Below are 20,317 nucleotides of genomic sequence, written 5' to 3'. Positions count from 1 at the left end.
TGCCCGCCCCCATGTTCCTGACTCTTTCACCGTGCGCCTGCAGACCACGTTGCAGCGCGCAGTTGCGCAAGCTCCCCCGACGTTGCCGGCCATCTGGTCGCCGACGGCCGCTTTCCGCTCTATCGCGAGTAACCCGATGACCTCAGACACCACTGCCAGCCTGTTCGCCCTGCCGCTGATCGCCATCCTGCGTGGCATCACGCCGGAAGAAACGCTCGCCCACGTCGGCGCGCTGATCGATGCCGGTTTCGACGCGATCGAAATCCCGCTCAACTCGCCACGCTGGGCCGAGAGCATCGCGCTGGCGCAGCAGACCTACGGCGAGCGCGCCTGGATCGGCGCCGGCACCGTGCTGCGCAACGAAGACGTCGACACCCTGGCCGAGATCGGCGCGCGCTTCATCGTCACTCCGAATACGCGTCCGTCGCTGATCCGCCATGCGGTGTCACGCGGGCTCACCGTGGTGGCCGGCTTCGCCACCGCCAGCGAGGCGTTCGATGCCATCGATGCCGGTGCAACGATCTTGAAGTTGTTCCCCGCAGCCACCTATGGCGCAGCGCACGTACGCGCGCTGCGCTCGGTGCTGCCCAAGCACATTCCGGTGTATGTGGTCGGCGGCGTGAGCCCGCAGACCCTGGCCGGCTTCCTCGCCCAGGGCGCTGCCGGCGCCGGCATCGGTGGCGAGCTGTACAAACCCGCGCAATCACTCGAAACGACCCAGACGCATGCACGCGCCTTCGTGCAGGCCTACCAGGAACTGCAAGGATGAAGATCACCCGCCTCACCACCTACCACGCCGCCCCGCGCTGGCTGTTCCTCAAGGTCGAGACCGACGAGGGCATCACCGGCTGGGGAGAGCCGGTCATCGAAGGCCGCGCGCGCTCGGTGGAAGCCGCCGTGCATGAACTGGCCGGCTATGTCGTCGGCAAGGATCCGGCACGCATCAACGACCTGTGGCAGACCATGTACCGTGCCGGTTTCTACCGTGGCGGCGCCATCCTGATGAGCGCCATCGCCGGTATCGACCAGGCCTTGTGGGACATCAAGGGCAAGGCGCTGGGCGTGCCGGTGTACGAGCTGCTGGGCGGGCTGGTGCGCGACCGCATGAAGACCTACCGCTGGGTCGGCGGCGACCGCCCCGGCGCCATCATCCAGCAGATCACCGACTACCGCGCGCTCGGCTTTGACACCTTCAAGTTCAACGGCACCGAAGAGATGAAGCTGATCGACAGCGCGCGCGCGGTCGATGCAGCGGTGGTCAAGGTCGCCGAGATCCGCGAGGCCTTCGGCAACACCATCGACTTCGGCATCGACTTCCACGGCCGCGTCGGCGCGCCGATGGCCAAGGCGCTGCTGCGCGAGCTGGAACCGTTCAAGCCGCTGTTCGTGGAAGAACCGGTGCTGGCCGAACAGGCCGAGTACTACCCGCGCCTGGCCGCAAGCACCTCGATTCCGCTGGCTGCCGGCGAGCGCATGTTCTCGCGCTTCGAATTCAAGAACGTGCTGTGCGCCGGCGGGATCGGCATGGTGCAGCCGGATCTCTCGCATGCCGGCGGCATCACCGAGTGCGTCAAGATCGCCGCGATGGCCGAAGCCTACGATGTCGGCTTCGCTCCGCACTGCCCGCTCGGCCCGATCGCGCTGGCCGCCTGCCTGCACGTGGACTTCGTTTCGCACAACGCGGTGCTGCAGGAACAGAGCATCGGCATCCATTACAACGAAGGCGCCGACCTGCTCGATTACGTCATCAATAAAGACGATTTTCAGTGTGTAGATGGCAGTATCGCCGCCCTGCCCAAGCCCGGGCTCGGTGTGGAGATCAACGAAGACATGCTCAAGCGCGCAAACGAAAATCCGCCCGATTGGCGCAACCCGGTGTGGCGTCACAGCGATGGCAGCATCGCCGAATGGTGAGCACGACCGAACACACCGCCGTGTTGGCGGTCGACAGCCGCTGCACGCATGGCGAAGGCGTGCTGTGGTGCGAGCAGCGCGAGGCGCTGTACTGGGTCGACATCAGCGAAAAACGCCTGTGGCGCCATCACCCGCAAAGCGCGCATACGCGCTACTGGACGCTGCCCGATCGGCCGGGCTGCATCGGCTTGATGGACGACGGCCGCGTGCTGATCGCGCTGGCCAAATCGATCTGCATCGCCGACCCGGACAACGCCGACGGAGAGGGCGATGCGCTGCCGCTGGAAAAGCTCGCCGATGTCGAAGCCGACAACCCGCTCACGCGCAGCAACGATGGCCGCGCCGATCGCAACGGCAACTTCGTGTTCGGCACCATGGACGAACACGACGACAAGGCTGAACGCGGCGCGATGTATCAGTTCTCGCTGCGTCACGGTCTGCGCGCCTTGCCGCTGCCGGGCGTGTCGATCCCCAACTCGATCTGCTTCAGTCCCGATGGCCGCACGCTGTACTACTGCGACTCGGTGCGCCCGCAGATCCTGTGCTGCGACTACGACGCCGACAGCGCGCAGACCGGCAACACGCGCGTGTTCGCCACACTGGATCGCGACGATGCCGAGCCGGATGGCTCCATCATCGACAGCGAGGGTCATCTCTGGAATGCGCAGTGGCGCGCCTGGCGCGTGGTGCGCTATCGCCCCGACGGCAGTGTCGAGCGCATCGTGCAATTGCCGGTCAAGCACCCCACCTGCAGCGCCTTCGGCGGCGCCGCGCTGGATCGTCTGCATGTGATCAGCTCACGCCTGGACCACAGCGCCGAAGAACTTGCCCGCACGCCGGAAGCCGGCGGCCTGTACTTCTGCGACCTGCCCATCAACGGCCTGCCCGAGAGCCGGGTGGCCAGCGCATGATCGCCATCGACTGGGGCACCAGCAGCCTGCGCGGGTATCTGCTCGATGCCGGCGGCAAGGTGCTGGAGCAACGCCGCGGCAGCGACGGCATCCTGGCCTGCCAGGGCCGCTTCGCCGAGGTGTTGAGCGCACTGATCGAGGGCTGGGCCGGCCCGGTTCTGCTCTCGGGCATGATCGGCAGCCGCAACGGCTGGGTTGAACAGCCCTATCTACCCTGCCCTGCCGACACCACCGCGCTTGCGCAGGCCATGCGCAGCTATGACGACCTGCTGCCCGGACGCACCCTGTGGTTCGTGCCCGGCGTGAGCACGGGCGAACGACGCGGCGTGCACGATGCGAACACCGACGAACAGCACGGTATGCCCGATGTAGGCACCGGCGAACGGCATAGCGTGCCCGATGTCATGCGCGGCGAAGAAACCCAACTGGTCGGCCTGATCGCCGCACTCGGCGACGGCGAACACGTCGCCTGCCTGCCCGGCACCCACAGCAAATGGGCACAGATCGCCAACGGCCAGCTGACCGGTTTCGCCACCGTCATGACCGGCGAGCTGTATGCGGTGCTGCGCCAGCACAGCATCCTCGGCAAGTTGATGCAGGACGATCACGCCGAACTCGACGGCGACGCGTTCCTGCAAGGTGTCGATCGCAGCGCCGACCCCGGCGGCCTCAGCCACCACCTGTTCGGCGCCCGCACGCTGGGCCTGTTCGACCGCCTCACCGCCACCGCACTGCCGTCCTACCTCTCGGGCCTGCTGATCGGCCACGAACTGCGCGAGCACCACGGCAATCAAGGCACCGTCCACTTGGTCGGCAGCCCCGGCCTGGCGCAGCGCTATGCACTGGCGCTGGCGCATTTGGGTATCAAAACCCAGCTGCATGCGGAAGATCTGGCCGCTACGGGGTTGTTCGCGCTGGCCAGCCAGCGTGAGTTGGTTTGATACGCAGCGTAAGTTGATCTGATCAAGCCGCCGGCCGTTGATTTACTTCGGCTGGCGCGTGGCGACGTGTTCGTCATGCCGAAGAGTATTGCTGCGGCGCCTCTCATCCGGCGTTAGCGCGCGACCTTCTCCCGACGGGAGAAGGCTCAAAAACCCCTCTCCCTGCGGGGCGAGAAGGCACGGCTTACGCGCCACTGGCGCGTGTGCCTTGGAGCGCCCGCGCCGCAAGCGCGGGCCGGGGCGCGGAGCGGGGGTTGGGGTGAGGGTACGGGGCGAAGCCGCTACGAATGGCGGGTAACCCGAGGCTTCGCCCGTACCCTCATTCGCCCCTGCGGGGCACCTTCTCCCGATGGGAGAAGGAATCAACCCCAACGCAGAAACCCAAAATCCCCATCACCCCCACACCCAGCACCCGACTGCTTTAGAATTGGCAGGCTAAACGCCGGATTCCACCATGCCTTTTGTTGTCACCGAAAACTGCATCAAGTGCAAATACACCGACTGCGTCGAGGTCTGTCCGGTGGATTGCTTCCATGTCGGCCCGAACTTTCTGGTCATCGACCCGGACGAGTGCATCGACTGCACCCTTTGCGAGCCCGAATGCCCGGCCAACGCGATCTACCCGGAAGACGACGTGCCAGCAGGCCAGGAAGGCTTCGTCGCGCTTAACGCTGAGCTCGCCAAGGCCTGGCCGGTGCTGACCGTGCGCCAGGAGCCGTTGCCCGATGCCGCCGAATGGGACGGCAAGCCGAACAAGTTGCCGCTGCTGCAGCGCTAAAAACAGCGTTGCGCTATCCAGCCCGGCACGTTGCGACAGCGCAACACTGCGGCGGCGACACAGCACCAAAACGCAAAACGGGCGCCCAAAGCGCCCGTTTTGCTATCTGACACTGGCAACTACCAGACTCAGCCGCCCAACTTGCCCTTCAACGCAGCAATCAGCGACACCGGTGCCGCCAACGTTGCCGGCATGCCACGCGGGTCCACGGCCGACACATAGCTGCCGGCGTCGGTCTTGACCACGCGCACCAGGAAGCTGGCGCCTTCGTAGGTCACGTCGTAGGAGCCGAGCATCTGCGCCTTGCTGGCGATGGTCAGGCCCGGGATATCGGCCAGTGCTGCGCCCACTTTGGCAAACACCTCATCGCGATCGCCCGGCACGGTGAAGCCGCTGTTGGCGCTTGCCGACGGCGCCGAGGTGGTCTGCTGGGTGGTCGATGCCAGCGTCGGCACCTTCATCGCACCCGAGGTGTCGGGCAGGTTCAGGTCCGGCGGCACTTCCAGCGGACGGGCCTCCGGCGCCAGCGCGTAGTCGCCGCGCGCGCCCTTGTGGAACCAGCTGCAACCGCTCGTGGCGGCGACGGTGGCGGTCGCCAGCAACGCGAGCGAGAGCACGCGGACGGGGGAAACGGAATGACGCATCGATAGATCTCCTGGGTCAGGCCGCGAGCATTTCGCGGCTGGAAAGCGCTTCCAACGCAACAGCGTCGGCGGCAAGGCGGTCGGCGGCAGGCTGGTGCGCCGAAGAAAGTGGCAGTAACGGCAAACGCAGGCCGTGCCCGATCCCGGCCCGCTGCAGCAGCGCCTTGACCGGGATGGGATTGGATTCGATACCGCAGAAGCTGTGGTACTCGCTCAGGCGCGCGTCCCAGGCGAGTGCAGCGTCGCGCTGACCATCGCGGGCCAGATCGCACAACCGCCGATACGCCGACGGCAACGCATTGGACGCCACCGAAATCAGCCCGTCGGCGCCCGACAGCATCGCATGCGCGGCACTACCATCGTCGCCACTGAGCACCACAAAAATATCGCTGCGCAACGCAAGCAGCGCGGCGATGCGCTCGGGTTCGCTACGCGCTTCCTTGATGCCGATGATATTCGGATGCCCGACCAGCTCGGCAACCGTCTCCGGCGACAGATCGCAACCGGTGCGGCCCGGCACGTTGTACAGCACCACCGGCAGCCCGCCGTTGTCAGCAACCGCCAGAAAGTGCGCGTGCAAGCCGGCCTGGGTCGGACGCACGTACGGCGGCGTCACCACCAGCGCGTACTGCGCGCCCAAGGCGGCGGCGCGACGTGTCTGCGCAATGGTCTTGGCGGTGCCCGACAGCCCGGTACCGGCCAGCACCGGCACCCGGCCGGCGACCTGCGCAACGGCAGCACGCAACAGCGTGTCGTACTCCTCGTCGCTCAATGCAGCGGCTTCGCCGGTGGAGCCGGCAACCACGATTCCCTGCACGCCGCCATGCAGCTGCTGCTCCAGCAGCCGCCGCCAGGCATCCAGGTCGAGTGCGCCATCCGGACCGAAAGGGGTCGCCAGCGCGGTGATGATGCCGGAAAGGGACAAGATTCAGCTGCTCTTACGTGACAGGAAAAGGCCCGCGCGCACGCGGGTTGTGGCCGCCTGCATGTTACTTGCGGCGCGAAACCACGGGCAAGTATGCTGGTCATCGCCAGGGCGCCTGCCCGGGCGGCCATTCAGCCTGATGCAATGCCGGAACCCCCTTTGACCGACACCACACCCCGGCCCTCGCCGACCGAAAATCACCTCCTGATCAACGCCTACACGACGCATCCGGAGTCCCCCCTGTTGCCCGTCACCCGCCGCATCGCCGACAGCGGCTGCAATCTCGTGGACGCCCGCCTGGCCACGGTGGGGCGCGATGTCTCGGTCACCGCACTGGCCACCGGCTCCTGGGATTCGGTCGCCAAGCTCGAAGCGATGCTGACCCGGCTCGAACGCGAGGAAGGCCTCAAGCTGGTCTGGTACCGCACCGGCCCCAAGCAGACCCAGTCCAACCTGCTGCCCTACATCGTCGAGGTCATCGCTGCCGACAAGCCGGGCATACTGTTCCAACTGGCCGATTTCTTCGACCGCCAGGGCATCACCATCGAGAACCTGCAGAGCACGCGCTATCGCGCCATGCAGACCGGCGCGGAGATGTTTTCTGCGCAGGTGACGATCGGGGTGCCGGCCAACATGCACATCGCCGCATTGCGCGATGATTTTCTGGAATTCTGTGATCACCTCAATCTCGACGCGATCATGGACCCGATGAAGTTTTAAGGCAGACGTTCCGATGGCCATCGCCCTATCCGCGCTGAAACAGATGTTCGATCACATCCGCTCCGAGACCGACTGGAATCTCGACGGTCCGTTGCGCTGGGAATATTTCTTCGCCGACCCGGAGCAGCAACCGCTGCAAAAACTCGCCGAGCAACTGACCACGGACGGCTATCGCGTCATCGACATCTTCCTTGGCGAACGCGACGAAGACGATGGCGACGACGAAGAATCGTATTTCCTGCATGTGGACAAGCTGGAACAGCACACCATCGAGTCGCTGAATCAGCGCAATGCGGAGTTCGACGCGCTTGCCAAACGTTTCCATGTGGCTGCTTATGATGGGATGGACGTCGGCCCGGCATGACCGAGCCGCACGCCCCTCCACTTTGGGCTGAGCAACGATGACCGACGCTGTCTTTGAATTACCCGCTGCAACCTTCGACCTGCCGCTGGCGCTGTCCGGCGGCACCCAGACCAGCTTGCGCGGCTACGCCGGCAAATGGGTGGTGCTGTACTTCTATCCGAAAGACAGCACGCCCGGCTGCACCACCGAAGGCCTGGATTTCAACGCGCTGCTGCCGCAGTTCACACAGGCTGGCGCGGTGATCCTGGGCGTCTCGCGCGACTCGGTGAAGTCGCACGACAATTTTTGCGCCAAGCAGGGATTCACCTTTCCGCTGATCAGCGATGGCGACGAGGCCTTGTGCCGCGCCTTCGACGTGATCAAGGAAAAAAACATGTACGGCAAGCAGGTGCTCGGCATCGAGCGCAGCACCTTCCTGCTGTCGCCCGAGGGGCATGTGGTGCAGGCCTGGCGCAAGGTCAAGGTCGCCGGCCATGCCGACGCCGTGCTGGCTGCGTTGAAGGCGCACGCCAAACAGTGACACCCCTCGTTTCCCGTGTCCTCCATCACCCTGCGCCTGCAGGCGTGATGGCTCGCCCCTGCTCCATCACTTGGAAGACCCAATGACCCGAGGCAAGCGCATCTACGTGCTGGACACCAACGTGCTGATGCACGACCCCACCGCGCTGTTCAAATTCGAGGAACACGATGTGTTCCTGCCGATGCAGGTGATCGAGGAACTCGACAACGCCAAGAAGGGCACTTCCGAAGTCAGCCGTAACGCGCGCCAGGTCAGTCGCTTCCTGGACGAACTGCTGGAGAACACCAACGCCGAGCAGATCAAGACCGGCATCCTGCTCAGCCACCCGCAGGGTATCCAGCTCAAGGGCCAGGCCGCGATCGGCCGGCTGTATTTCCAGATCCACCCGATCGATCCGGGCCGCACCTTCGGCGAGATGATTCCGGACAACAAGATCCTGGCATCGGTGCTGGCGCTGTGCGAAGAAAACCCGGACGTGCCGGTCATTCTGGTGTCCAAGGACATCAACCTGCGCATCAAGGCCTACATCAGCGGCCTGAATGCGGAGGACTACCAGAACGATCGCGCGCTGGACGATTTCAGCCTGCTGTTCACCGGTGCTGTCGAGCTGCCGGAAGACTTCTGGCAGAAGCACAACGAAGACCTGCGCAGCTGGAACGAGCGTGGCCGCACCCATTACGAAATCGTGCTGGCCGACGACGAAGACTGGCATCACAACCAGTACCTGTATCTGCCGGGCGAGGACGAAGTGGAACTGCGCGTGGCCAGGATCGGTGGCGGCAAGGCCACGTTGTGCCTGGTGGACGATTTCCGCACCAGCCCGCACGCGGTGTGGGGCATCGTGGCGCGCAACCGCGAGCAGAATTTCGCGCTCAACGCGTTGATGGATCCGGAGATCGATTTCGTCACCCTGCTCGGCACCGCCGGCACCGGCAAGACCCTGCTCGCGCTGGCTGCCGGCCTGGCGCAGACGATGGATCAGCAGCGTTACCGCGAAATCATCATGACCCGCGCCACCGTGAGCGTGGGCGAAGACATCGGCTTTTTGCCCGGCACCGAAGAAGAAAAGATGACCCCATGGATGGGCGCACTGACCGACAACCTGGAAGTGCTCACGCACAATCAGGAAGGCGGTGCCTGGGGGCGTGCGGCAACCAACGATCTGCTCGCCAGCCGCATCAAGATCCGCTCGATGAACTTCATGCGCGGGCGCACCTTCCTGTCACGCTATCTGATCCTGGACGAGGCGCAAAACCTCACCCCCAAGCAGATGAAGACGCTGATCACGCGTGCCGGCCCCGGCACCAAGATCGTGTGTCTGGGCAACGTCGAACAGATCGACACGCCCTACCTCACCGAAACCACCTCGGGCCTGACCTACGCGGTGGATCGCTTCAAGGCCTGGCCGCACAGCGCGCACATCACGCTGCGGCGCGGCGAGCGTTCGCGTCTGGCCGACTTCGCCTCGGAGGTGTTGTGATGCATCCGCTGCGCGGCGCTGCTGCGTTCGCACTGATCGCGCTGGCCGGCTGCGTCACCACGCCGCCGCCCGCCAGCGTGCCGACCAACATCAAGAGCGGTCAGTCCTGGGTTATCACCCGCCAGAGCATTGCCGAGCAGGTGCTGGACACCTGCTCGCGCGACAGCCCGGCGCGCCATCCGGGCCAGATCACCGGCTACTGGACACCGAGCCAGCAACAGATCGAACAGCTCGAATCCAGGCAGGATGCATTGACGCCGACCATTCCCGAGCCGCGCGATTTCGACCGTCAATATGTGGGCGCGGTGATCCAGGGCCAGCAGCTGATCTACATCAATGCCTTCAAGCTGCCAAACGATCCGCCAGTGAAACCGGCCAAAGAGGCGATCCGGGTGTGCGACGGCGGCAGTGCCTTCTGGGGCGCGCTGTACGACCCGCAAACCGGCGCGTTTTCGCAGATCGCCGTCAACGGCACCCCCTGACCCGAGATGGGAATCCTGCTGCCGCGCTGGGTCTGGATTGGCGCGGTGGCATTGTCGGGTGTGGCCGGCATGGTCAACGTGGTCGGCTACCTGGGCTCCGAACATCAGGTGGTCAGCCACCTCACCGGCACCACCAGCCTGCTCGGCGTTGCCCTGGTGCAAGACACCGGGCCGGAAATCGGCTTTCTCTGGGGCATTCTGATCGCCTTCTGCGCAGGCGCCATGCTCAGCGGCCTGATCATCCAGGACGATGTCTTGCGGCTTGGACAGCGCTACGGCGCGGCACTGCTGCTCGAAGCGCTGCTGTTGCTGGCCGCGATTCCGCTGTTCAAGCTGCATCACATCGGCGGCGTACTGGTCGCCGCAGGCGCCTGCGGCCTGCAGAACGCCATGGCCACCACCCTCAGCGGCGCAGCGGTCCGTACCACGCATCTGAGCGGCATGTTCACCGACCTGGGCATCGGCCTGGGGCATCTGCTGCGCGGGCGCCCGCTGCAACTGCGCCGGCTTACGCTGAGCGGGTTGATCATCAGCGGCTTTCTCGGCGGCAGCATCCTCGGTACCTGGCTGTTCCAGCGCTGGCACTACGACGCGCTCTATCTGCCAGCCGGCCTCACCGGATTGACCGGTGCCGGCTACGTTGCCTACCTGCAATGGCGTCGCTGGCGCGCGCGATGACCCGCACATCCGACCGACAGCAGTGCAGAATCCACGCATGACCACGCCCAGCACGCTGTCCGCATTGACCATCGCCGGTTCCGACTCCGGCGGCGGTGCCGGCATCCAGGCCGATCTCAAGACCTTCGCCGCGCATCGCGTGCACGGCTTGTCGGCGATTGCCGCCTTGACCGCGCAAAACACCCGCGCGGTCACCGCCGTGCACATCCCGCCGATCGCATTTCTGCAGGCGCAGATCGATGCCTGCTTTGCCGATTTCGAGATTCAGGCGGTCAAGCTCGGCATGCTCGCCAATGCCGAGGTCATCCATTGCGTAGCCGATCTGCTCGAAAAACATCGCCCACCGTTCGTGGTGCTCGACCCGGTGATGGTCTCCACCAGCGGCGCGCGCCTGCTGGAAGACGCCGCACTGGATGCGTTACGCACGCGCCTGCTGCCACTGGCCACGCTGATCACCCCCAACACGCCCGAGGCCGAACTGCTGACCGGCCGCCGCATCGACGATGCCGACGCCGCCGAGCACGCCACCGCCGCCCTGCTCGACCTTGGCGCCAATGCGGTGTTGCTCAAAGGCGGACATCTGCTTGAAGGCGCACGCGTGATCGACCGCTTCGATGACGGCGTCACCCAGGACGTGTTCATGCATCCGCGCCTGCAGGTGGATGCGCACGGCACCGGCTGCAGCCTGTCGGCTGCGATTGCCGCACAGCTGTGCCAGGGCCTGTCGCTCCTCAACGCCTGCGAGGCGTCCATCGACTACGTGGCGCGCGCGATCCGGCTCGGCTACACGCCCGGGCATGGCGAGGTGCTGGTGCTCGATCATTTCGGTGCTGCGCCCAGCGCATGAACGTGCGTAGCAGCTAGCCACATGTTGGTTGGAAGACACGCAGCTGAGCGTGGGCAGCACTTATTTCGCGTGGATGAAACGCACCTGCCGTAATGACGGCGGCGCCCGCGCTACCGCATGGGTGAGGCCGCTGCCAATCGCATTTCACAAAGGGATTGACGAGTGCGCCACGCATCCGCATAATTCCGCTCCTGACGACGCGCCCGTAGCTCAGTTGGATAGAGTACCTGGCTACGAACCAGGCGGTCGGGAGTTCGAATCTCTCCGGGCGCACCATCATCAGAACAGCAAAAAGACAGCATTGCATCGCTGTCTTTTTAGTTAAACCTCCGCTCGCACTGCGACGGATGTGCAAGTCAAAACAAGATAATGCGCCCGTAGCTCAGTTGGATAGAGTACCTGGCTACGAACCAGGCGGTCGGGAGTTCGAATCTCTCCGGGCGCACCAATCTTGAAGAAAACGACCAGCTTGCTGGTCTTTTTTTTGTCCGAATGAAAGCAAGCGCAATCAGGCCATCGCCCCAACGGCATCTGGCCCACCAACCACCGCCACCGGCAGCAGCGAGGTCACCGGATGCCCGGCATCGCGCCATGCATCCAGCCCGCCCAGCAGCGGACGCACATCGCGATAACCGCGCTCGCGCATTCGCCCCGCCAGCCACGCCGCCGACACCTCATCCGGACACGCGCAATAGATCACCACACTGCGATCGCGCGGCACGGTGGCCAGAATCTGTACAAGCTGTCGCTCGTCGGCAAACACCGCGCCGGGAATCGTGTACGGCTGCAGATCGCGATATCCCGGTGCGCGGATATCCAGCACGGCAGGCCGCAGGCTCTCTTCGCCATCGAGCAAGGGCACCAGCTCGTCGACTGCAATGCGCGCATGCACCAGCGAACGCAGCAGGCTATGCCGTCGCCACCAGCGCCAACCGATGTAGCAGGCCAACAACACCGCCAACACGACAACCGCGCCCGACCCAAGCTCGGACAGAAACGCGAGTACGTCCTGTACCTGGTGGGCGAACAACGCCCCCAGGCCCAGACCGACCAACGCCCACAACGCTGCACCGAAGGCGTCGTAGCGCAGAAATGCCGCCGGGCGCACCCGCATTGCGCCGGCCATCGGCACCGAGACCATCGACAACCCCGGGACGAACTTGGCCACCGCCAATATCCGCACGCCCCAGCGCGAGAAGAACCGCTCGGTCTTTTTCATGCAGGTATCGCGCGACAGCGACAGCCGGCACAGCGACTGCAGGGTGCGATTACCGAAGCGGCGACCGGCCAGATACCAGGCCAGATCGCCGAGCAGGCTCGCCAATACCGAAACGCCCAACGCCGCCAACCCGGCCAGCCATGCATCGCTGCCGCCGCGCAGCGCGTAGCCGGCACCGACCAACACCAGCGTCGGCAACGCCGGCACCGGCAGCCCCAGCGACAACGCCAGCACATTGGCGAACACCAGGGCCAATCCGTACTGTTCGATCAAGCCCTGCATGCGACGACCCTGCGCGACGACGAACGCGCATTATCCGCCCTTCTTCACGCGCGCGACTGCCCGGCAGCGGCAGAACGATACGTCTCGGCAAGCGACTGCAACCAGCCATCGAACAGGCCCTCGCTGCGCAGGGCGCGCCGCCACCAGCCCAATGCCTCGCCCTCCTCGCCCGGCCGCCATGCCAGATAGAACGTCTCGTCGGGCTTGTGGGTTTCTACCTGCACCTCGCACAGCCGGCCGTCCTGCAGCGCGCCGCGCGCATAAGCCTCGGGCAGAAACCCGTAGCCTGCGCCGGCCAGCTGCAACTGCAGCTTGGCCTGCATGTCCGGCACAGTGAGCACGTCGCGCCCGGACAACAGGCCCACCGTGCGCGGCAGCAACCGTCGCGCCGAATCCGCTACAGCGATCGCACGATGCTCGGCCAGTTCGGTCGCACCCAGCATGCCGGCGCCCGCCAGCGGATGCGTGGAGGCCACCGCGAACACAAAACGCAGCGTGCCGATCGGCTCGGCGACATAGCCACCACCACTCGGCCCCTCGCCCGCCGCGACGATCAGATCCACGCGCCGATCCAGTAGCGCCTCCCAACTGCCGGAGAGCGATTCGCTCAACACGCGCAGGCGCGTGCTATCGGCCACCGTGTAGAAATCCAGTATCTGCGCCTGCAGCAACACCACCGGCAGAATCGCATCCAGCCCGATCGCAAAGTCCGACTCCCAACCCGACGCCACCCGCCGCACCCGCACCTCCAGCTCCTGCGCGGCACGCAACAGGTGCCGTCCCTCGCGCAACAACTCGCGCCCGGCCTGGGTCGGCGTCGCCTTCGGACCGAGCCGCTCGAACAGTTGCACCCCCAGATCGTCTTCGAGCTTGGACACCGTGTAGGAAATCGTCGACGGCACCTTGGACAGCACCTTGGCCGCAGCGGTGAACGAGCCACGGCGATCGATCGCATCCAGGATTTGCAGCGCTTCCAGGCTGATTTTCATTGTTCGATTTTTTCGATGATAGCGGCCAAATCTACTCGCTTTTTGTCTCCCGCACGGAGGCGGAGACTACGCATCAAGCCGCAGGGACACCGATTCACTCCCCGGCGCCATTCGAGATCTTTCAAGGAGAAGCAGCATGTTGAATGTCCGCAAGAGCGAAACCCGTGGCCGCGCCGAGCATGGCTGGTTGTCCTCGCGCCATACCTTTTCCTTCGCCAGCTACCACGACCCGCGCCACATGGGCGTCGGCCCGCTGCGGGTGATCAACGAAGACAAGGTGCAGCCGGGCGAAGGCTTCGGCACCCACGCCCACCGCGACATGGAGATCATTTCCTACGTCCTGGATGGCGCGCTGGAGCACAAGGACAGCATGGGCACCGGCTCGGTGCTGCACTACGGCGACGTGCAGCGCATGAGCGCCGGCAGCGGCGTCAGCCACAGCGAGTTCAATCACTCGGCCAGCGAGCCGGTGCATTTCCTGCAGATCTGGGTGATGCCCGAACGCAACGGCATCGAACCCAGCTACGAGGAAAAGCATTTCGACACCGACAGCAAGCGCAATCAGCTGCGCCTGATCGCCTCGCCCGACGGCGAAGCCGGCTCGTTGCGCCTGCACCAGGACGCACGCCTGTACGCCTCCATCCTCGACGGCGACGTGCGTCTGCAACACCCGCTGGCAGCGGGACGCATCGGTTACGTGCAGGTGGTGCGCGGCAGCCTGAGCGTCAACGGACAAGCACTATCCGCTGGCGATGCGCTGCAGATCACCGCCGAGCAGGAACTCGTGCTGGCCGACGCACGCGACGCAGAAGTGCTGGTGTTCGATCTGCCCAAGTAAGCGGCAGCGGTTGGTAGTGCGGCGCGCTGCAGTGAATCGGCGCGCCGCATGATCGCAGCTGGTTGGAACAGGCAAAGCGCGCTCCTGGCGCAATGCAGTTCACTTGAAAAAACGGCACTTCCCGCGCGGGGAGCGCCGTTTTTTATTTAGCTTGAAGAATGAGCCGATTGGAGACTATGCCGAGATGCAGGAGCCCTCGATCAGCTACCTCAGTGAACAGCATTAGGTTCTGGCGGTCTTTGTGGTGCGCGGATGCATCTGCTGGCGAGCGCTTTTAGTTTTGCGCAGACCTAGCTGCCGGCACGCGCCGCAGCTAGGCAACTACGAGGGTGGGTATAGCCGCTTCAACAACGCCACACAGCGAATGCCCACAGTCACGCCGCCTGAGTCACGCGGCCTGCGATTTGGCGAACGGCTCTGCGTGCGCACCCTTTATTGCAGAAGACCCATCGGCATCGCCGTTGACCAATGCGAACAACGCATCCGCATCGGCTTCGAGCACATGCGCCGAACGCGCCAGATCGTCGACCATCCGCGCTTGGTCGCGCGCCTGCACGCCAATCAATTGCAGCGCCGTGTTGGCGGTCGAAATATCCTGCGCCTGCTCCTGGCTGGCGGCGGCGATCTGCTCCACGGTTGCGGTCACGCGAAGCACCGAGCCGACCATGTCCTGCATCACCACACCGGCCTGTTCGGCCAGGCGCGAACCATCGCCAACCTGATCGGTCGCGTTGTCGATCAGGGAACGAATCTCCTTGGCCGACACGCTGCAGCGCTGCGCCAGACTACGCACCTCGGTCGCCACCACGGCAAATCCACGCCCCTGCTCGCCGGCGCGCGCCGCTTCCACTGCCGCGTTGAGCGCCAGGATGTTGGTCTGGAAGGCGATGCCGTCGATCACCTCGATGATCTGGCCAATGCGATCGGTCGCCGAACGAATGTTGGCGGTGGTCTTGACCACCTCGGCGATGACCTCGGCACCGCGTCGCGCAACATTGGCCGACTCTTCGGCCATGCGCTGCGCCGACCCCGCGCTCTCGGAATTGATGCGCACGGTTTCCGCCAGCTGATCGATGGTGGTCGAGGTCTGCGCCACTGCGGTGGACTGCGAGGATGCGCGGCTCACCAGTTCCTCATTGCTGATCGAAATATGGTGCGCCTCGCGCTGCACGTTCTGCGCGATGCTCATGGTCTGCCGCATCAACTCGCGCATGCGCTCGGCCGAGCGCACTTGATCGGTCACATCGGTGGCGTACTTGACCACCTTGTACGGCCGTCCGGAGACATCCAGGATCGGGTTGTAGGAGGCCTGGATCCACACCGCGCTACCGTCCTTGCGCAGCCGGCGATAACGGCCCGCATCGAACTGCCCACGCGCCAGCTTCGCCCAGAAATTGCGGTACTCCTCGGAGACGCCATACGCCGCATCCACGAACACGCGATGGTGCTGCCCGATCGCTTCGGCGGCCGGATATCCCAAAATCGCCAGGAAATTATCGTTGGCGCTCAGCACGCGCCCTTCCAGATCGAATTCGATCACGCCCATCACCTTGTCGATGGCCTGGATGCGGCCATCTGCATCGGCCGAATCGATCACCTGACGGGTCACATCGGTGGCGTACTTGACCACCTTGTATGGACGCCCATGCTCATCGAGGACCGGGTTGTAGGACGCCTGGATCCACACGTCCTGCCCATCCTTACCGACGCGCTTGTAGCGCCCCGCATCGAATGCGCCGCGCCCGAGCTTTTCCCAGAACGCGCGATAGGCTGCCGATTGGCGCGTGGACGCATCCACGAACATGCCGTGATGCTTGCCGCGGATCTCATCGAGCCGGTAACCCATCACCTGCAGAAAATTCTGGTTGGCCTCGAGCACGGTGCCATCCAGCGAAAACTCGATGACCGCCATGACCCTGTCGATCGCATCGATCCGCCCTTCGAAATCGGCGGTCTGGCGCACCTGCGCCGTGATGTCGGTGGCGTACTTCACCACGCGATAGGCGTTGCCGGATCGATCCAGCAGCGGGTTGTACGACGCGTTGATCCACACCTCGCGCCCGTGTTTGTCCAACCGGCAAAAGCGCCCGGCGTTGAAGTCGCCGCGCCGCAGTGCCGCCCAGAACTGACGATAGCTTTCGCTGTCGCGATCACTGGCAGTCACGAACATGCGGTGATGCTGGCCGACCACCTCGTCCAGCCGGTAGCCCATCAAGGACAGGAAGTTCTCGTTCGCATCCAGAATGCGGCCATCCAGATCGAACTCGATCACCGCCATGACCCGGTCCACCGCATTGGCTTTGTGTTGCAGCCTGCGGCTCCAGAAAGAGAACAGGCGTCCAAGTAGCGGCGGTAAGCGCATCACATTGAAATCCGAGCTGTAGGTCACGTGTTTAGCGACCTATACCGGAGTTACTTGAACCCCTGCATGCCGCAGGTTTGAGGCGATTCAGATGCGGCCAAGAACACGCGCAAGTGTGCATTGAGGACGAGGTGCGATGAGTGCGATGAGCATGCTGCAAAGCTCACCAGCACCGCTTGAAAACCGATTATGCGACGCAAATAAAAACGCCCGCAAATCAATGATTTGCGGGCGTCTAGAACACTGGCGGAGCGAGAGGGATTCGAACCCTCGATAGAGCTTTTGACCCTATACTCCCTTAGCAGGGGAGCCCCTTCAGCCGCTCGGGCATCGCTCCAGTTTTCACGTCCTGCCGCGATGTCCGTGGCAGGCCGCGAAGAATACCGGGTAAGGGGGGCTAACGTAAACCCTTTACGACAATCAATTCGAAGAATCGTCGCCGTGATGCGCGCCGGAAGCGACCGGCTCATCGCCACGCTGGATGCGCTGATAGATTTCTTCGCGGTGCACAGCCACATCTTTCGGTGCGGTGATGCCGATGCGCACCTGATTACCCTTGACGCCGAGCACGGTAACAGTGACCGAGTCGCCGATCATCAAGGTTTCGCCTACCCGGCGAGTGAGGATCAACATTTTTCAAATCTCCTGGAACCGGTGGGTTTCCCACCAGCATCGACGGCCTCCTGATGAGACGCGTCTATAGGTAAAGGGAATAGACCGGAAATGGTAGCGGCAGATCCTGCCAGCCAGCAAGGCATGGCAGGACAAGTGTTCAGCCCAAGTGTTGCTTGACCCAGGAGTGCACGCCGTCGAGTGCGGTCGCAAGGGCGGGCCCGTCCTCGCCACCACCCTGGGCGAGATCCGGACGGCCACCGCCCTTGCCCCCGATCTGACTGGCGATATGGCCGAGGAGTTCCCCTGCCTTCACCTTGCCAGTTGGGCTACCGTTCACGCCGGCAACGAGCGCGACCTTGCCGGCAGATGCACCCGCCAGCACGATCACCGAATCGCCCAATTGCTGCTTCAGCCGATCCATCGCATCGCGCAGTGCCTTGGCATCGAAGCCTTCCAGACGCACCGCGATGACCTTGACTCCGGCCACGTCGACAGCGCTGGCGCCCAAATCTGCAGTCGCACCCGAGGCGAGCTTGGCCTTGAGTGATTCCAGCTCACGCTCCAGACGCTTCTGGCGCTCGGTGAGCGCGCGCACCTTGTCGACGACTTCAGTCGCATTGCCGCCGAGCAGATGAGCGGCCTCAAGCAGACGACGCTCTTCGTCGGCCACGTAGTCCAGCGCGCCCTGCCCGGTCACCGCCTCGATACGGCGCACGCCCGAAGACACACCACCCTCGGAGGTGATCTTGAACAGGCCGATGTCGCCGGTACGGGTGACGTGGGTGCCGCCGCAGAGTTCGGTGGAATACCCGCCCATCTTCAGCACACGCACGTTTTCGCCATACTTTTCGCCAAACAACGCCATCGCGCCGAAATCCAGCGCTTCCTGCATGGCCATGTTGTGCACTTCGACACCGTGGTTGGTGCGCACCTCGGCGTTGACCTTGCGTTCGATCACGGCGAGTTCTTCGGCAGTGATCGGCTGAAAGTGCGAGAAGTCGAAACGCAAACGATCCGGCGCAACCAACGAACCCTTCTGCTGGACGTGCGTGCCCAATACTTCGCGCAAGGCCGCATGCAGCAGATGCGTGGCCGAGTGATTGAGGATGGTCTTGCCGCGACGCTGCACGTCGATCCCGCCGGACAGCACATCGCCCAGCGCAAGCGCGCCTTCGGTGATGCGCCCCACATGACCATGAAACTGCCCGGCAAATTTCTGCGTATCGGCAATGTCGATGGAGACACCGGTCCCGCTCAGTTGACCGCTATCGCCGACCTGACCACCGGACTCGGCATAGAACGGTGTGCGGTCGGTGAACACGATGACCTCGTCACCGGCGTCGGCGCGTTCGACCGGACGACCCTGCTTGAGCAACGCAACGACCTTGAGCGCATCGGCGTCGTAGGCTTCGTAGCCCAGAAACACTGTCGGCGACATCGTAGCGACCAGATCGGCCGGCAATGCGACGCCACCCCCGAACTTGCCTGCGGCACGCGCCGTCTCGCGCTGACGCTCCATGGCGAACTCGAAGCCCTCCATGTCCACACGCAAGCCGCGCTCGCGTGCGATGTCGGAGGTCAGATCGACCGGAAATCCGTAGGTGTCGAACAGACGGAATGCATCGGCACCGGGAATGACCTCCTGCGCGCGCGAAGCGACGTCGTCGAAGATCTTCATGCCGGCGTCCAGCGTTTCGGCAAAGCGCTCTTCCTCGGCCAGCAAGGCGCGCGCGACCGTCGCTTGAGCGACCACCAGCTCCGGATAGGCCTCACCCATCAGCTCGACCAGGGTCGGCACCATCTTGCTGAAGAACGGCTGGCGCACACCGAGCATCCAGCCATGGCGCAGCGCACGCCGGATGATCCGGCGCAACACATAGCCACGACCTTCATTGGAGGGCAGCACGCCATCGACGATCAGGAACGAACAGGCGCGGATGTGATCGGCGATCACCCGCAGCGACTTGTTTTCCAGATCGGCAACGCCGGTCAGCGCGCTGGCCTTGCCGATCAACGCCTGGAACACGTCGATTTCGTAATTGGTATGCACGTGCTGCAGGATCGCAGCGAGACGCTCCAGACCCATGCCGGTATCCACACACGGGGCCGGCAACGGAATCAAGGTGCCATCGGGCTGCCGATCGAACTGCATGAAGACCAGATTCCAGATCTCGATGAAGCGATCGCCATCCTCGTCCGGCGAACCTGGCGGACCACCGGCGATGTGATCACCATGGTCGAAGAAGATCTCGGTGCACGGGCCGCATGGACCGGTATCGGCCATCTGCCAGAAATTGTCGGAGGCATATGGCGCCCCCTTGTTGTCGCCGATGCGCACGATGCGGCTTTCCTGGATGCCGATCATGTCGCGCCACAATGCGAAGGCTTCTTCGTCGGTGTGGTACACCGTGACCAGCAGGCGGTCGGCCGGCAGCTTCCAGACCTGGGTCAGCAGCTCCCAGGCCCAGCTGATGGCGTCCTTCTTGAAATAATCGCCGAACGACCAATTGCCCAGCATTTCGAAGAACGTGTGGTGGCGCGCGGTATAGCCCACCGAATCCAGATCGTTGTGCTTGCCGCCGGCACGCAGGCAGCGCTGCACGTCGGCAGCACGCACATAGCTGCGCTTTTCCGCGCCGAGAAAGACGTCCTTGAATTGGACCATGCCCGAGTTGGTGAACAGCAAGGTCGGGTCGTTGCCCGGCACCAGCGGTGCGGACGGCACGATGGTGTGGCCCTTGCCCTCGAAGAAGGCAAGGAAGTCACTACGGATCTGGGAAGTGCTGTATTTGGCAGGTGCGTTCATGT

At 64.2% G+C, this 20,317-nt stretch carries 20 protein-coding genes and 3 tRNA genes; 15 read left to right on the top strand and 8 right to left on the bottom strand.

Going from position 1 to position 20,317, the window contains the following annotated elements; genetic code table 11:
- Positions 1-136: 136 nt before the first annotated feature.
- From XcyCFBP4188_RS12820 to fdxA, 5 genes are all read left to right on the top strand, one after another.
- Positions 137-769: a 2-dehydro-3-deoxy-6-phosphogalactonate aldolase gene (locus tag XcyCFBP4188_RS12820; RefSeq protein ID WP_006452718.1), complete on the top strand. Its 633-nt coding sequence runs from the start codon at positions 137-139 to the stop codon at positions 767-769.
- Complete coding sequence (gene dgoD, locus XcyCFBP4188_RS12815; RefSeq protein WP_006452717.1) at positions 766-1,914, top strand: galactonate dehydratase; 1,149 nt, start codon at positions 766-768, stop codon at positions 1,912-1,914. The genes XcyCFBP4188_RS12820 and dgoD overlap by 4 nt, the downstream gene beginning before the upstream one ends.
- On the top strand, positions 1,908-2,825 hold the full coding sequence (locus tag XcyCFBP4188_RS12810) for an SMP-30/gluconolactonase/LRE family protein (RefSeq protein WP_046932131.1): 918 nt from the start codon (positions 1,908-1,910) through the stop codon (positions 2,823-2,825). Before dgoD ends, XcyCFBP4188_RS12810 begins: the two co-directional genes overlap by 7 nt.
- Positions 2,822-3,766 carry a 2-dehydro-3-deoxygalactonokinase gene (locus XcyCFBP4188_RS12805; protein ID WP_104592252.1) on the top strand — a complete coding sequence of 315 codons (945 nt, stop codon included), beginning with the start codon at positions 2,822-2,824 and terminating at the stop codon, positions 3,764-3,766. The genes XcyCFBP4188_RS12810 and XcyCFBP4188_RS12805 overlap by 4 nt, the downstream gene beginning before the upstream one ends.
- 454 nt (positions 3,767-4,220) lie before the next feature.
- The gene (gene fdxA / locus XcyCFBP4188_RS12800) at positions 4,221-4,544 is read left to right on the top strand and encodes a ferredoxin FdxA (protein ID WP_006453280.1); all 324 of its coding nucleotides are present in this window, start codon (positions 4,221-4,223) and stop codon (positions 4,542-4,544) included.
- A gap of 128 nt (positions 4,545-4,672) precedes the next feature.
- On the opposite strand, the gene XcyCFBP4188_RS12795 is transcribed toward fdxA, so the two are convergent.
- Both XcyCFBP4188_RS12795 and dapA read right to left on the bottom strand, forming a co-directional pair.
- Entirely contained in the window at positions 4,673-5,188 is a 516-nt protein-coding gene (locus XcyCFBP4188_RS12795) for a hypothetical protein (RefSeq protein WP_043911465.1), read from the bottom strand.
- A gap of 16 nt (positions 5,189-5,204) precedes the next feature.
- Entirely contained in the window at positions 5,205-6,113 is a 909-nt protein-coding gene (gene dapA, locus XcyCFBP4188_RS12790; protein ID WP_006453282.1) for a 4-hydroxy-tetrahydrodipicolinate synthase, read from the bottom strand.
- Positions 6,114-6,206: 93 nt separating this feature from the next.
- On the opposite strand from dapA, the gene XcyCFBP4188_RS12785 reads away from it, so the two are divergent.
- The 9 genes from XcyCFBP4188_RS12785 to XcyCFBP4188_RS12745 all read left to right on the top strand — a co-directional run bounded on the left by XcyCFBP4188_RS12785 (position 6,207) and on the right by XcyCFBP4188_RS12745 (position 11,652).
- The gene (locus XcyCFBP4188_RS12785; RefSeq protein ID WP_023903766.1) at positions 6,207-6,833 is read left to right on the top strand and encodes a glycine cleavage system transcriptional repressor; all 627 of its coding nucleotides are present in this window, start codon (positions 6,207-6,209) and stop codon (positions 6,831-6,833) included.
- A gap of 13 nt (positions 6,834-6,846) precedes the next feature.
- Positions 6,847-7,197 (top strand): ribonuclease E inhibitor RraB, encoded by a 351-nt coding sequence (locus XcyCFBP4188_RS12780; RefSeq protein ID WP_074057641.1) that lies wholly within the window; start codon positions 6,847-6,849, stop codon positions 7,195-7,197.
- 37 nt (positions 7,198-7,234) lie between these two features.
- Positions 7,235-7,717 (top strand): peroxiredoxin, encoded by a 483-nt coding sequence (locus XcyCFBP4188_RS12775; protein ID WP_006453285.1) that lies wholly within the window; start codon positions 7,235-7,237, stop codon positions 7,715-7,717.
- A gap of 82 nt (positions 7,718-7,799) precedes the next feature.
- Positions 7,800-9,197: a PhoH family protein gene (locus XcyCFBP4188_RS12770; RefSeq protein WP_006453286.1), complete on the top strand. Its 1,398-nt coding sequence runs from the start codon at positions 7,800-7,802 to the stop codon at positions 9,195-9,197.
- Positions 9,197-9,679, top strand: coding sequence for a hypothetical protein (locus XcyCFBP4188_RS12765; RefSeq protein WP_006453287.1), 483 nt, complete (start codon positions 9,197-9,199; stop codon positions 9,677-9,679). Before XcyCFBP4188_RS12770 ends, XcyCFBP4188_RS12765 begins: the two co-directional genes overlap by 1 nt.
- A gap of 6 nt (positions 9,680-9,685) precedes the next feature.
- Positions 9,686-10,357 carry a YoaK family protein gene (locus XcyCFBP4188_RS12760; protein ID WP_006453288.1) on the top strand — a complete coding sequence of 224 codons (672 nt, stop codon included), beginning with the start codon at positions 9,686-9,688 and terminating at the stop codon, positions 10,355-10,357.
- 37 nt (positions 10,358-10,394) lie between these two features.
- Positions 10,395-11,204 (top strand): bifunctional hydroxymethylpyrimidine kinase/phosphomethylpyrimidine kinase, encoded by an 810-nt coding sequence (gene thiD / locus XcyCFBP4188_RS12755; protein WP_006453289.1) that lies wholly within the window; start codon positions 10,395-10,397, stop codon positions 11,202-11,204.
- Between the two features lie 199 nt (positions 11,205-11,403).
- Positions 11,404-11,480, top strand: a tRNA-Arg gene (locus tag XcyCFBP4188_RS12750).
- A gap of 95 nt (positions 11,481-11,575) precedes the next feature.
- Positions 11,576-11,652, top strand: a tRNA-Arg gene (locus XcyCFBP4188_RS12745).
- A 60-nt stretch (positions 11,653-11,712) separates the two neighbouring features.
- Here XcyCFBP4188_RS12745 and XcyCFBP4188_RS12740 read toward each other — a convergent pair.
- Together XcyCFBP4188_RS12740 and XcyCFBP4188_RS12735 are read right to left on the bottom strand one after the other, a co-directional pair.
- Positions 11,713-12,705, bottom strand: a complete 993-nt coding sequence (locus tag XcyCFBP4188_RS12740) for a DedA family protein/thiosulfate sulfurtransferase GlpE (protein WP_006453290.1) — start codon at positions 12,703-12,705, stop codon at positions 11,713-11,715.
- A gap of 44 nt (positions 12,706-12,749) precedes the next feature.
- Positions 12,750-13,694: a LysR substrate-binding domain-containing protein gene (locus tag XcyCFBP4188_RS12735; RefSeq protein WP_006453291.1), complete on the bottom strand. Its 945-nt coding sequence runs from the start codon at positions 13,692-13,694 to the stop codon at positions 12,750-12,752.
- Positions 13,695-13,830: 136 nt separating this feature from the next.
- On the opposite strand from XcyCFBP4188_RS12735, the gene XcyCFBP4188_RS12730 reads away from it, so the two are divergent.
- On the top strand, positions 13,831-14,532 hold the full coding sequence (locus tag XcyCFBP4188_RS12730; RefSeq protein WP_006453292.1) for a pirin family protein: 702 nt from the start codon (positions 13,831-13,833) through the stop codon (positions 14,530-14,532).
- Between the two features lie 388 nt (positions 14,533-14,920).
- On the opposite strand, the gene XcyCFBP4188_RS12725 is transcribed toward XcyCFBP4188_RS12730, so the two are convergent.
- The 4 genes from XcyCFBP4188_RS12725 to alaS all read right to left on the bottom strand — a co-directional run bounded on the left by XcyCFBP4188_RS12725 (position 14,921) and on the right by alaS (position 20,315).
- Entirely contained in the window at positions 14,921-16,867 is a 1,947-nt protein-coding gene (locus XcyCFBP4188_RS12725; protein ID WP_172839309.1) for a methyl-accepting chemotaxis protein, read from the bottom strand.
- Positions 16,868-17,138: 271 nt separating this feature from the next.
- Positions 17,139-17,231: transfer RNA gene (locus XcyCFBP4188_RS12720), tRNA-Ser, on the bottom strand.
- Between the two features lie 83 nt (positions 17,232-17,314).
- Positions 17,315-17,527 carry a carbon storage regulator CsrA gene (csrA, locus tag XcyCFBP4188_RS12715; RefSeq protein ID WP_003481884.1) on the bottom strand — a complete coding sequence of 71 codons (213 nt, stop codon included), beginning with the start codon at positions 17,525-17,527 and terminating at the stop codon, positions 17,315-17,317.
- 139 nt (positions 17,528-17,666) lie between these two features.
- Entirely contained in the window at positions 17,667-20,315 is a 2,649-nt protein-coding gene (gene alaS, locus XcyCFBP4188_RS12710) for an alanine--tRNA ligase (protein ID WP_006453294.1), read from the bottom strand.
- Positions 20,316-20,317: the final 2 nt, after the last annotated feature.

This window comes from Xanthomonas hortorum pv. cynarae (assembly GCF_002939985.1).
GTDB lineage: Bacteria > Pseudomonadota > Gammaproteobacteria > Xanthomonadales > Xanthomonadaceae > Xanthomonas > Xanthomonas hortorum_D.
The sequence above is the reverse complement of the archived record's forward strand: the minus strand, read 5'-3'. Positions and strand labels throughout refer to the sequence as shown.

What these genes read in the sequence shown, in the direction of transcription:
- XcyCFBP4188_RS12775 (WP_006453285.1), top strand. Translation starts at nt 7,235, where the DNA reads ATGACCGACGCTGTCTTTGAATTACCCGCTGCAACCTTCGACCTGCCG.
- XcyCFBP4188_RS12765 (WP_006453287.1), top strand. Translation starts at nt 9,197, where the DNA reads ATGCATCCGCTGCGCGGCGCTGCTGCGTTCGCACTGATCGCGCTGGCC.
- XcyCFBP4188_RS12770 (WP_006453286.1), top strand. Translation starts at nt 7,800, where the DNA reads ATGACCCGAGGCAAGCGCATCTACGTGCTGGACACCAACGTGCTGATG.
- dgoD (WP_006452717.1), top strand. Translation starts at nt 766, where the DNA reads ATGAAGATCACCCGCCTCACCACCTACCACGCCGCCCCGCGCTGGCTG.
- XcyCFBP4188_RS12735 (WP_006453291.1), bottom strand. Translation starts at nt 13,694, where the DNA reads ATGAAAATCAGCCTGGAAGCGCTGCAAATCCTGGATGCGATCGATCGC.
- XcyCFBP4188_RS12820 (WP_006452718.1), top strand. Translation starts at nt 137, where the DNA reads ATGACCTCAGACACCACTGCCAGCCTGTTCGCCCTGCCGCTGATCGCC.
- XcyCFBP4188_RS12760 (WP_006453288.1), top strand. Translation starts at nt 9,686, where the DNA reads ATGGGAATCCTGCTGCCGCGCTGGGTCTGGATTGGCGCGGTGGCATTG.
- thiD (WP_006453289.1), top strand. Translation starts at nt 10,395, where the DNA reads ATGACCACGCCCAGCACGCTGTCCGCATTGACCATCGCCGGTTCCGAC.
- XcyCFBP4188_RS12805 (WP_104592252.1), top strand. Translation starts at nt 2,822, where the DNA reads ATGATCGCCATCGACTGGGGCACCAGCAGCCTGCGCGGGTATCTGCTC.
- XcyCFBP4188_RS12785 (WP_023903766.1), top strand. Translation starts at nt 6,207, where the DNA reads ATGCTGGTCATCGCCAGGGCGCCTGCCCGGGCGGCCATTCAGCCTGAT.
- XcyCFBP4188_RS12810 (WP_046932131.1), top strand. Translation starts at nt 1,908, where the DNA reads ATGGTGAGCACGACCGAACACACCGCCGTGTTGGCGGTCGACAGCCGC.
- alaS (WP_006453294.1), bottom strand. Translation starts at nt 20,315, where the DNA reads ATGAACGCACCTGCCAAATACAGCACTTCCCAGATCCGTAGTGACTTC.
- XcyCFBP4188_RS12730 (WP_006453292.1), top strand. Translation starts at nt 13,831, where the DNA reads ATGTTGAATGTCCGCAAGAGCGAAACCCGTGGCCGCGCCGAGCATGGC.
- XcyCFBP4188_RS12740 (WP_006453290.1), bottom strand. Translation starts at nt 12,705, where the DNA reads ATGCAGGGCTTGATCGAACAGTACGGATTGGCCCTGGTGTTCGCCAAT.
- XcyCFBP4188_RS12780 (WP_074057641.1), top strand. Translation starts at nt 6,847, where the DNA reads ATGGCCATCGCCCTATCCGCGCTGAAACAGATGTTCGATCACATCCGC.
- csrA (WP_003481884.1), bottom strand. Translation starts at nt 17,527, where the DNA reads ATGTTGATCCTCACTCGCCGGGTAGGCGAAACCTTGATGATCGGCGAC.
- XcyCFBP4188_RS12795 (WP_043911465.1), bottom strand. Translation starts at nt 5,188, where the DNA reads ATGCGTCATTCCGTTTCCCCCGTCCGCGTGCTCTCGCTCGCGTTGCTG.
- fdxA (WP_006453280.1), top strand. Translation starts at nt 4,221, where the DNA reads ATGCCTTTTGTTGTCACCGAAAACTGCATCAAGTGCAAATACACCGAC.